This is a genomic window from Nocardia sp. 852002-51101_SCH5132738, from assembly GCF_001665695.1.
Taxonomy (GTDB): domain Bacteria; phylum Actinomycetota; class Actinomycetes; order Mycobacteriales; family Mycobacteriaceae; genus Nocardia; species Nocardia nova.
This window is the reverse complement of sequence record NZ_LZML01000178.1, coordinates 1-10963: the sequence shown is the minus strand read 5'-3', so window position 1 is coordinate 10963 and position 10963 is coordinate 1. Positions and strand designations below refer to the sequence as shown.

Below are 10963 nucleotides of genomic sequence, written 5' to 3'. Positions count from 1 at the left end.
CCAAGACCAAACTCGGCACGGCGATCAACGCCATCTCCTGACCGTCTTCCGCAAGACGAGTGTTGCCCGTGGTCCCGGCCGGGACCACGGGCACACTCGTCTTGCGGTGGGGCGCGAAGCCTTTCGACTAGGACGAGGCCGAACGGTCGTCCCGCGGGGGCTCGGTGAGCGCATCGACGGCGCTGGTCAGCTCGGCGAGCGCCGGCGTGGCCGCGGTGAGAAGATGCTGCCACCCGGGGTGCAACGACGACAATGCCGCACGCAGGATGGCCGTGTTGGTCGCCTGCCACTCCTGGACCGCTTGCCGGCCCGCGGCCGTCAGAGTCAGGGTCACCGCGCGCCGGTCGTCGCCGCCCGCCCGGGCCATCATGCCGCGCTGAGTCAGCGCGTTCGCCAAGGTCGTCACCGTATTCGGGGCCAATTGCAGGAGGCGAGCCACCTGACCGGGCCGCACCCCTGGGTGGTCGCCCACGCACGACAGCAGTTCCAACTGCGCGACCGACAGGGTCGCCGCAGGTTCGGCGGTGCGCGCTGCTCGCCGCATGGCGCGTCGGAGCCTGGCGATGACATCGGCCAGAGCCACTTCGCCGAGTTCGCCGGTGTCGGCGGACGGTCCCTTCATCGGGCTGCTGCCTTTCGCTGCACTGGTTCGGCGCGCCGTTGACATGTGGTGGCCAGAGCCGCGGCGGCCACGATCGACAGTACGGCCACGGCCACCCGCGCGCCGTCGGCCGGCAGATGCGCGGCGTCGCACAGATGAAGAGAGAGTGTCACCACCGCCACCCCGCCCGCCGTTCCCAGACCGCGAGCCATGTTCACCGATCCGCCCGCCGTGCCGGAGCGATGCTCGGGGACCGCGGTCATGATGACGGCGTTGTTTCCGGGAATGAACATGCCCAGACCGATGCCGAGCACCGCCAGCCAGATCGCCGCCCACCACGGCGTCGTCGGCTCGATCACGATCGCCGCGGTGGCGATCACCATGATTGTCGCGCCGACGCGTTCCCTGCCCGCGGCGCGCCATCGGTTCGGCAGCACCCGCGCACCCCCGACCGCGGCCACGGCGAAACCGGCCGGCAGCGCCGTGAGGAGCAACCCGGCGCCGACCGCGCCGGCCGATCCGATCTGCGGAAACAACGCGAGCGGGCCGAACAGCACCAGATACGCCGCCCATGCTCCGAGAAGACCGCGTCGCAGCGGCGGATGTGCGAACTGCCCCGGATCGATCAGCGGATGCTCGGTCCTTCTCTCCCACCACCACAGGCCCACGGCGCAGGCGATCGCGAATGCCGCCGGGAACACCGACGTCCACGCCGGCACCCCGAGTCCGGAAACCGCCGATGCGGCGGTCAGCACGCCGGCCGCGCCGCCGATGAGCAGCAGCAGACCCGGCACATCGAATCCGGTCAACCGCGCGCGAGTACGCGTGCGCGGCAACAGGTATCGCCCCGCAACAACCGCCAGACACCCCACCGGCACATTGATCGCGTACACCCATCGCCAGCCCAGCGAGGCCACGACCACTCCCCCGACCAGCGGTCCGAGCGCCAGACCCAGCGCCTGCGCACCGGCCTGCACTCCCAACGCGGTGCGGATCCGACGTGCCGCGACACTCGTTGCCACCAGCGCCACACTGTTGGCTTGCAGCATCGCCGCCCCCACCGCCTGCAGAACCCGAAAACCTGTGAGCCACCACAGGTTCGGCGCCAGCGCGCACAAGCCGGAGGCGAGGGTGAAGATCACGAAACCCTGAAGGTAGACGAACTTGCGTCCGGCAGCGTCGGACACTCTTCCAGCCGCGACGACCAAACCCACGAGGGTCACCAGGTAGGCGAGCGACACCCATTGCACACTCGCCAGCGGAGCCCCGAACTCCGACTGCAGCGCCGGGAACGTGAGAGTGACGATGCTGGCATCCAGTTGTCCCATGAACGCACCGAGACAGACCGCCGACACCGCCAACCATCCGGCCCACCGATGCTCCCTGATCACCCGCGGACGCGGCGACTCGACAACCATCGCTTCCTTCGACCGTAGTTCTGCTACAGAAGTACCTAAAGACTGACCCGGGCACGTCGAATTGTCAAAACCGCTTCACACTGGATCTATGTGATCACGATTGCCCTTGGAGATGCATGATCATGATCTGTTACAGAACAGTTTCGCTGAAGTTCATGCCTGGTTCGGGGCTGCGCAAGTCAATCAACGCGGCTCGCGCACCGAATTCGAATCCGGCAACACGACGTCCGGCGAATCGGTGAAATATTCAAAGAGGTTGAGGGCCAAAGCATGTGATTCCGCCCACATCTAAAAGCGCATCTCCGCCTTTCTTGTTCGCCGCCTCGCCCCGAAGTGGGGCCACATCCTGGTGATTTCAGCCGCCTGTCCGACAACAAGGGGCGCGAGATGAACGAGGTTTGAATGAAAAATATTTCGGTGTTCACTGCCTGTTAGCTGGCCTGGTCTGTGATTCGTTCGTCCCTGAACCACTCCGTCTCGAGGTTCCGCAAAAAATGATGATGAGGAAATTCGCCGCGACCGCCGCCATGCTGGTCGCCGCCGTCGGCGTCGCGGCCGGTACCGCGAACGCCGACCCCGCCGCCCCCGCGGCGCCCGAGAGCGTCTACTACAAGGCCAGCGTCGTCGACAACGACAAAGCCGTCATCAAGACCGACGGCGGCTCGATCGTCAACGAAGACGGCATGCTCAAGATCAAGGCCGCCAACGGCACCGTCCTCGCCGGCACCCCCCTCAACTTCCGGGTCGACGACTTCGAATTCCCGATCGCCGCCGACATCTCCGGCAACACCGCCACCCTCACCCCGCAGTACGACGTGGCGCACGCGGTCTACAAGCCCGTCGCCCTGCCCTTCGAGGACTCGGCCCCGTGGAAGACCCCCTACGACCGTGAAACCGCCGCGTTCAACCGCCTGAAGGACACCATCTCCACCGGCGCCACCATCGGCACCCTGGCCGGTGGAATCGGCGGCGCGGTCATCGGCTGCATCGCCGGCGCCGCTATCGGTCTCGCCGCCACCGGTGCGCTGCTCGCCCTGTTCGGCGCCGGCCCGCTGGGCGGATGTGTCGCCGGTGCTGCCGCCGTCGGCTTCCTGGGCGTGCTCGCCGGGCAGATCTTCATCACCGCCCCGGTCGCCATCGGCGCCGCGATCCAGTACTTCGCCACCACCACCGCGCCGTTCAACCCGCCGGCGCCGGCCAAGTAACGGGCCGGCACTCGGGCTTACGTACCGAAACGGGGCATTAGCCCACGATTTCGAACAGTCGGTAGGAACCGAAGCATGACGATGCCCTCGCAGCGGCTGCTGCGAGGGCATCGTCACGTGCGCATGTTGTCTGCCTCATCCGGCATTTCGTCATGACCTGCCGGCCTCGTCCCGCGATCTCGGCACTCGAATGTGCACACCTCGACGGCCGGCTCATCGCGGCGGACCGACCACCGGACCGACGTCGGGCATGGCGGTGATACCGAAGTGCCTGCGCAGAGCTCTCCGGGCGGCGTGCACGCCGGGCATGCCGTGCACACCGGGGCCGGGCGGGGTGGATGCCGAGCAGAGGTAGACGTCGGGCAGCGAGGTGCGGTACGGATCCCACTGCGCAACCGGCCGCGCCATGATCCGGTACAGCGACACATGTCCGGCAGCGATGTCTCCGCCCACGTAATTGGCGTTGTGCGAGGACATTTCACTGGCGGGGATGCACCGCGAGCCGACGACGACATCGCGGAAACCGGGAGCGAACCGCTCGATCTGTTCGATCGCGGTCTCGGTGATGTCGCGCGTCGACCCGTTGGGGACGTGCGCGTAGCTCCACAGCGGCCGGTGCCCGTCGGAACCGAGGCGGGTCGGGTCGACGACGGTCGGCTGACTCACCAGCATCATCGGTGCCGGGTTGTGGCGGCCGCGACCGGCGTCCGATTCGGCGCGGGCCATCTGTTCGCGCGTGCCACCGAGGTGCACGGTGCCCGCCGCCGCGACCCGTGAATCGGCCCAGGGAACCGGCTCGCTGAGCACGAAATCCACCTTGGCGACACCGTTGTTCGACGAGAAGCGGCCCACCGCCCGGCGGTAGCGGGCGCTGAGCCGGTCACCGAACACCTCGGCCAGCGTCCAAGGGTTCGTATCGAACAGGTACACCCGCGCCGGCGGAAGGTCCGCGACGGACTCGACACGCTGATCGCAGATCACCTCCGCACCGCGCGCAGCCAGGTCGGCGGTCAGCGCGTCGGTGATGGCCCGGCTCCCGCCGATAGGAATGGGCCAGCCGTGCGAATGCGCGAGCGTGCCCAGCAGCAACGCGGTAGCCGCGCCTGCCATCGCCGGAATCCCGGTGTTGGCGTGGGCGCCGACGCCACTGAGCAGAGCACCGCAGACGTGCGCGTCGGTAGTGCGGTCCCACACCCGGGTGCCGAGCTGCATCGCCCGGATCCCCATCGTGGCGGCGGTAGCGAGCCCCCGCGGGTGCAGGACCGAGGCGGGAATGCTTCGCACATCGGACAACCCGAGGCCGCGGACCGCGTCGACGCCCTCGACCAGCGGCGTCATGATCCGCCGGTACAGCCGACTGTCACGTTCGCTGTGTTCGCCCAGAGTGGCCACCGTTCGGGAAAGGTCGCGGTAGGCCAGAGCCGCGGGCGCCTCGTCGAGCGGGTGGGCGAAGGAAATCTCGGGATACCCGAACCGGACACCGCGCGCCGCGAGATCGAACTGCGCGAAGAACGGCGAGGCCACCGCCATCGGATGCACGGCCGAGCACAGATCGTGCCACAGCGGAACCGCCAGATCGAGGCGTTGTGTGCGGCATCCGCCGCCCGCCTCCGGCTCGGCCTCGAGCACCGTGACCGACAGGCCCGCCGCCGCACAGACGACCGCTGCCGCAAGACCATTGGGGCCCGATCCCACGACGACGACGTCGCTCGATGGGTTCATCCCGCGCGCCTTTCCGTCGACACCGCGTGCACAGGCCTATTCCACGAGGCGGCAGCTTCAAACATGCAAGCGCCCAGCTGGGCGGCAGGCGATGGTTCCGCCTGAACCGTCACTCGTGCGTGAGGTGTAAACGAGGCTGCGGGGGTAGCCGACAGGTGGGGCTGGTGGCGAGCGGAAGGGGTTCGACGTGAGTGAAATGGCGATCGCGCAGCGGTTGAGAGACCTTCTCGACGAAGACCCGGACTTGGCCGCCGGCTTGGAGCAGTCGCTGGTGCAAGCGCGGCAGGTGGCCGAAGACGGGCTGAAGGACGAGCTGCTCGAGGCGCTCCCGTGGCCCCAGTCCGTCGCGGAGTACGTCGACTACATCGACGATTTCGCTCGCTGGGTGCCACGCGAGACCGACTCGCCCGCATGGCGCGCCCAAGCACCGCACCAGCGGTACGCCCAAGAGGTCAGCGACCGGCTCTCGCACTTCTTCTGGATCATCGACCAGAGACCCGACGGCCGTGACACGTCCGTGGCATACGGCTCGGACACATTCCGGGAATGGGTCACCGACTTCGCCCGAGACTGGGGCAGCTTCCTCGACACACCCGAATCCTTCGGACCCGACGTGCTGGAATCGTTCATCGACAACGCTCCCGAATACCACGTCGGCGACTCCCTGATCGACGGCAAGCCGAACGCACCCAGCGGCTGGATGACCTTCAACCAGTTCTTCGCCCGCGAACTGAACGGCGGCCTACGACCGATTGCCGAACCCGGCAGCAACCGATCGATAGCCTCACCCGCCGACTGCACGTTCCAACACCGCTACGACATCGACGACGCCTCGAACATTCCGGCGACCACGATCAAAGGCACCCGTAAGTACGGCAATATCGCCACCCTTCTCACCGGCAGCGACTACGCCGAGAAATTCGCCGGCGGGACCTTCACCCACTACATGCTGCCGACCCACGCCTATCACCGCTTCCACCTACCGGTGGGCGGTCTCGTCAAAGAGTCGTTCGTGACTCACGGGCAAGCGTTCATGCAGGTAGAGCTGTCCGACCACGGCCTGAAGGGCCAGGACAACGCCGAGACCGGATTCGAGTTCTTCCAGACCCGGGGCGTGGTCATCATCGATACCACCGATTCACCGTGCGGCGACATCGGAACGGTCGCGGTCGTGTGCGTCGGCATGCAGAACGTCGCATCGGTAACCCTCACCTGCACCCCCGGCAAGCACATGGCCAAGGGAGACGAATTCGGCTACTTCACTTTCGGAGGCTCCGACATCATCCTGCTGTTCCAAAAGGGCGTCGACATCGACATCGATACCGCCGAGGAAACCCGTCTGGTCGGCGTGCCGGTGGCGCGGTGCAGGTGACCCTGCCCCGTCGCGCTCGCTCGCCGCGGGCTATCGATGCGGCGCTCGGTTCGGGCGATCGCTCACGACGGCTTCTCGCCGGCGTCGACCCGTTGAACGAACTCCTGGCGGACGGAGCTCGCACGACCAAGCCGCATGCGAGGTCGGCGACCACACTCCCACAGCACAGCCGGCTCGATGTAGGTGTCGATCTCACGGGGCCGTCGCCAGGCCCGGTTCGCGGTGCCAGCGCGTACGAGTTCGGCTGCGGGACAGCCGAACTCGTCGCTCCCGGCCCATGGCGACCGGGTTGCGTCTCAGGAACTCTACCGACGAGCGCGGTCCACGAACCAGGCCGCTATCTGGGCGCGGGAGGTGAACCCGAGTTTTGTCAGGATGTGTTCGACGTGGCCCTGGGCGGTGCGCTGGGAGATCACCAGATTCGTGGCGATCTGCTTGTTGGTGAGCCCTTGCGCGACCAGCTCCGCGACCTGCTGTTCACGCTTGGTCAGCTGCGCCGGCCCGGTGGAGGCAGGAGGCGACTCGGCCGGCTGCTCGCCGAGTGCGTAGGCCACCGCGGCGTTCATCGTCATCGCCCGGCCGCGCCGCAACGCCGCACCGAACCGTCGCTCGCCGAGCGCGCGGCGCACGATGCGGTCGCATTCCTCGTACGACTCCGTCAAGTCCGGGAACGTGATCGAGGCACCGGAACCGGACCGGGAGAGGCTTTCCGCGGCGCCCATCAGCACCGCCGCGCGCTCGCCGTCCTCCTCCGCGATGATCCAGGACAGCGCCTCGAAGTCGAGCACCGCGACTACGGGACTGCGGACGCGTTCGTTCACCCGCAGCGATCGAGTCAGAAGTTCTTTCGCACGCGGTGTTTCACCCTGCCGCCAGGCGTAGATCCCCAAGCCGCACAACGTGCTCGACCGGAACAGCGATTCACCCCGCGACTCCGTGATCGCGAGGACTCGCTCGTGATTCTCGATCGCCTTCCGGGTGTCGCCCTGCGCCGCCAGCGCCCAGCCGAGCGTCATCGATGCCGCGATATAAAGATGCCCGGCAGGATTCGAGCCGAATACATCGATCGCGGTCTCGAGGCAGGGAATCGCGCGTGCGGCCTCGCCTCGGTACAGCGCCAGACTACCGTCGACGTAGGCGACGAGTGCCCGGTGCAGCGGAGCGGGGTCCTGTTCGGCGAGGTCGCGGATTTGTGCCAGCAGCGGCTCCGCAGTCAGAAAATCTTGCTGCTCAGCGGCCATCAAAATTCCGACGTGAAGGGCCTGGATCCGGGCGGGCAGAGCGCGACCGGCCGGGTGTGCCAGGACGCGGTCGATCCAACGCCGACCCTCACCGTAATGCCCTCGGAAACTCCAGAACAACGACAGCGCGGTGACCATGCGCAGCCCCGCCTCACCCGATTCCGCGGTGTCGTCGGACAGACAGAATTCGAGCGCTTCGCGCAGGTTCAGTTGCTCGCGTTCGAGTCGCGCCAGCCAGTCGGGCTGCCGCTCGCTGATCCATTCGGCTTCGGCATCCGCCGTCAACTGCCGGCACCAATCGAGGTGGCGCCGACGTACAGCGGTTTCCTCGCCGGCCTCCCGCAACTGCTCACGCCCGTAGTCGCGCACGGTCTCGAACATCCGGAACCGGACAGCGCCCTCCAGCTCTTCCCGGATCACGATCGACTTGTCCACCAGCGACGACAACTCGTCGAGCAGACTCCCCCGCCCCGCCTCGGCCGTACACACCCGCTCGACCGCATCCATCTCGAAACCGCCTGCGAATACCGACAATTGAGCCCACAACCGCTGCTCGGCCGGTGCGCACAGGCGGTAGCTCCAATCGATACACCACCGCAACGTCTGTTGCCGCTGCGGCGCGGTGCGGCTGCCCCGAGTCAGCAGTGCGTAGCGGTCGGTCAACCGAGCCAGAATCTGCTCGGGCGACATCGTGCGGATCCGCGCGGCGGCGAGTTCGATCGCCAGAGGCAGGCCCTCCAAGCGGGCGCAGATTCCCGCCACCGCGGACATATTCTTCTCGGTGACCTCGAATCCGGGCACCACCGCCGCGGCGCGCTCGGTGAACAACGCCACCGCGTCGTATCGAGGCAGTGCCCGCAGCGTCGGCGCCGCGTCGAGAGGCGGAACGGTCAGTGGCGAGACCCGCAGCACCGCTTCTCCGGCGATGTCGAGCGGCTCCCGGGTGGTCACCAGAACCCGCAGGTCCGCGCACGCCAGCAACAGCGTTTCCACCAGATCCGCCAACGCGTCCACGACCTGTTCGCCGTTGTCCAGAACCAGCAGCGCCTCCCGCGCACGCAAGAATTCCACCAACGCCTCACGCATCGGCCGCGCCGGATCGTCGCGCAACCCCAGCGCACCCGCCACCACATCGATCAGCAGTGCCGGATCGGTCACGTCGGCGAGTTCTATCAGCCACACCCCGTCGGCGAAATCGGTGCGCACCATCGACGCCGCCCGCAACGCCAGCCGCGTCTTACCGACCCCGCCGACACCGGTCAATGTCACCAGCCGCCCCGCCGCAAGCAAGTTCTTGATCTCGGCCGTCTCCACCCGTCGGTCGATGAAACTGGTCAGCTCGAGCGGGAGCTCGGCCGTGCCGGCGCGGCCTGAAACTGGTTGCTGTGGAACGGATTCGGTATTCGACGACGCCGCCTCGCGCGGCTTTCGCGCGGCGGCCGGCTGTCCTCGCAGGGCCATCTCGCCGACCCGGTATCCGTGGCGGTGCTGGACCTCTCGCAGCGCCTCGCCCAGCTCCGCCGCCGAGGGCCGCGCCTGCCGATCCCGATTCATCGCCGACTCCACGACCGCGGCGACGTCTTCGGGGATGCCACCTTCGCGCAGATCCGGCAGCGGCGCACTGGTGATCCGCAGGAACTGCGCGACGACCTGCTCACCGGTGCGCCGCTCGAACGCGGCATGTCCCGTCAGCGCCGCGAACAGGGTCGCACCGAGCCCGTACACATCCGCGGCCGGTGTCGCCGCTTCCCCCGCGAGCACCTCGGGCGCGGTGAAGGCCGGCGAGGCGGTCACCACCCCCGTGGCCGTATGAAAGCCGCCGGCGATCCGGGCGATCCCGAAGTCGGTAAGTGCCGGTTCTCCGTACTCGCTCAGCAGGATATTGCCCGGCTTCACATCCCGATGCATGATTCCCAGCCGATGCGCGGTCTCCAGCGCGCCTGCGATCTTCACCCCCACCCACAGCACCGTCTCGACCGGCAACGGTCCTTCCCGGCGGATCCACGCATCCAGCGAATCCAGCGAGTGATAGGGCATCACCAGATACGGCCGCCCACTCGCGGTCACGCCCACCTGCAGCACCGTGACGATATTCGGATGTCCGGTCAGCCGGCCCATCGCCTTCTGCTCGCGCAAGAACCGCGCCTGATTGTCGGCGTCCAACTCCGCGGTCAATACCTTCACCGCCACTGTGCGATCCAGGGCCGGCTGCGTACAGCGGTACACCACACCGAAACCGCCGTGCCCGATCTCCTCGGCATCCTCGAAACCCGACGCACTCAACTCCACCGCCACGGGTATGTTCACATCGCGGCTGGTCCGCAGCGGATCCTCGTCGACCATCAGTCGCTCGCGAAGCATTGAGCTGTATCGGGCGCCATGCGCTCACCTTCCGACATCGCCAGCGTATCGCCGGCAACGCCGCGAGACCGGCGCTTCGCGCCACAGCACCCGGCTCCTCCGACACGGTCGCTCCGCACCGAGGAGCGGGCTCCCCGGTCGAAAAATAGGTATGTTCCGGGTAGTTCTACCGTCGCGCGAGACACGCCCGGAAACGAAGCTGTGAATGCGGGGGATCCCGATATCACCTTCGAGGTTTGCGATGGTCCAGCACACACAGACACCGAGCGGCAACCACGCCCGCACCGGCGACTCTCTGATGGTTCGACGCTGCAGGCAATGCGACGGAATGCACGCGCCGACCGCTGCGGAATGCGCCGCGTGCCGTACCCGGAACATGGAGTGGACGCCATCGTCCGGCCGCGGCTCGCTCGTGTCCTACCGGTTGGTGCACCGCAGCATCGGCGCACCGCATGCCGAGGTCGTCCCGCTGACGATCGCCATCGTCGAACTCGACGAGGGACCACGCATCTACGCCACTGTCGAAGGCGACCTGCCGACCTCCTCCGACCACCCGGTGCGGGTGCGCTTCGAGGCGCGGCCCAAATACGACCGCTTCCCGGTCTTCACGATCGACACCGCGCCCACGGAACAGCTTCGCGAGTCGCCCGGTGACGCGGCAGACCGCGGCACGGAATGCGACGCCGCGTGGGTGCGGTCGTCGCTGCGCCGCTGCGATCTGATGGCACGAGCGGGCCTGCTGAGCACCGCCGAAAAGACACTGGTCGCCTTCGCCGTTCGATGGGCGCCCTTCGGCGGCTCCAGCGGGGAGGTGTTGCTCGTGGCCTTCGGCACCGATCGGCGCAGGTTCCTGCATCTGGTGGCCGAAGCCCTGCACCCACGACGGACCGACACTCGCGCGGTACGCGAACACAAAAGACTGCTGCATCAGACCCTGACCCGAGCATGGCAGGTTCGACACACGAACTAGTGTTCTGCGCCTGAAATCCGTTGTGTAATTGTAGGATTCGTCGGTGGCAAGGACGGGGCGGCCGAGGTCGGGG

7 protein-coding genes are annotated in these 10963 nt (G+C 67.4%); 3 read left to right on the top strand and 4 right to left on the bottom strand.

Annotated elements, in window-relative coordinates; genetic code table 11:
* Window positions 1–127 precede the first annotated feature (127 nt).
* Together A5789_RS26475 and A5789_RS26470 are read right to left on the bottom strand one after the other, a co-directional pair.
* Window positions 128–622, bottom strand: a complete 495-nt coding sequence (locus A5789_RS26475; RefSeq protein WP_064905926.1) for a MarR family winged helix-turn-helix transcriptional regulator — start codon at window positions 620–622, stop codon at window positions 128–130.
* On the bottom strand, window positions 619–2019 hold the full coding sequence (locus A5789_RS26470) for an MFS transporter (RefSeq protein ID WP_064905928.1): 1401 nt from the start codon (window positions 2017–2019) through the stop codon (window positions 619–621). The genes A5789_RS26475 and A5789_RS26470 overlap by 4 nt, the downstream gene beginning before the upstream one ends.
* Before the next feature lie 494 nt (window positions 2020–2513).
* On the opposite strand from A5789_RS26470, the gene A5789_RS26465 reads away from it, so the two are divergent.
* Window positions 2514–3224 carry a hypothetical protein gene (locus A5789_RS26465; protein WP_064927389.1) on the top strand — a complete coding sequence of 237 codons (711 nt, stop codon included), beginning with the start codon at window positions 2514–2516 and terminating at the stop codon, window positions 3222–3224.
* Window positions 3225–3437: 213 nt separating this feature from the next.
* Here the strand turns inward: A5789_RS26465 and A5789_RS26460 are convergent, their stop codons facing one another.
* The gene (locus A5789_RS26460) at window positions 3438–4946 is read right to left on the bottom strand and encodes an NAD(P)/FAD-dependent oxidoreductase (protein ID WP_064902089.1); all 1509 of its coding nucleotides are present in this window, start codon (window positions 4944–4946) and stop codon (window positions 3438–3440) included.
* A 196-nt stretch (window positions 4947–5142) separates the two neighbouring features.
* Between A5789_RS26460 and A5789_RS26455 the strand changes: the two genes are divergently transcribed.
* Window positions 5143–6318, top strand: coding sequence for a phosphatidylserine decarboxylase (locus tag A5789_RS26455; RefSeq protein ID WP_227462770.1), 1176 nt, complete (start codon window positions 5143–5145; stop codon window positions 6316–6318).
* A 305-nt stretch (window positions 6319–6623) separates the two neighbouring features.
* On the opposite strand, the gene A5789_RS26450 is transcribed toward A5789_RS26455, so the two are convergent.
* Window positions 6624–9920, bottom strand: a complete 3297-nt coding sequence (locus tag A5789_RS26450) for a protein kinase (RefSeq protein ID WP_227462769.1) — start codon at window positions 9918–9920, stop codon at window positions 6624–6626.
* Window positions 9921–10125: 205 nt separating this feature from the next.
* Here A5789_RS26450 and A5789_RS36000 point away from each other — a divergent pair, with 205 nt between their 5' ends.
* Window positions 10126–10890 (top strand): Zn-ribbon domain-containing OB-fold protein, encoded by a 765-nt coding sequence (locus A5789_RS36000; RefSeq protein WP_082940978.1) that lies wholly within the window; start codon window positions 10126–10128, stop codon window positions 10888–10890.
* Window positions 10891–10963 lie beyond the last annotated feature (73 nt).

Coding starts and splice junctions, on each gene's coding strand:
- A5789_RS26470 (WP_064905928.1), bottom strand. CDS start 2,019: ATGGTTGTCGAGTCGCCGCGTCCGCGGGTGATCAGGGAGCATCGGTGG.
- A5789_RS26460 (WP_064902089.1), bottom strand. CDS start 4,946: ATGAACCCATCGAGCGACGTCGTCGTCGTGGGATCGGGCCCCAATGGT.
- A5789_RS26475 (WP_064905926.1), bottom strand. CDS start 622: ATGAAGGGACCGTCCGCCGACACCGGCGAACTCGGCGAAGTGGCTCTG.
- A5789_RS26465 (WP_064927389.1), top strand. CDS start 2,514: ATGATGATGAGGAAATTCGCCGCGACCGCCGCCATGCTGGTCGCCGCC.
- A5789_RS26455 (WP_227462770.1), top strand. CDS start 5,143: ATGGCGATCGCGCAGCGGTTGAGAGACCTTCTCGACGAAGACCCGGAC.
- A5789_RS36000 (WP_082940978.1), top strand. CDS start 10,126: ATGCGGGGGATCCCGATATCACCTTCGAGGTTTGCGATGGTCCAGCAC.
- A5789_RS26450 (WP_227462769.1), bottom strand. CDS start 9,920: ATGCTTCGCGAGCGACTGATGGTCGACGAGGATCCGCTGCGGACCAGC.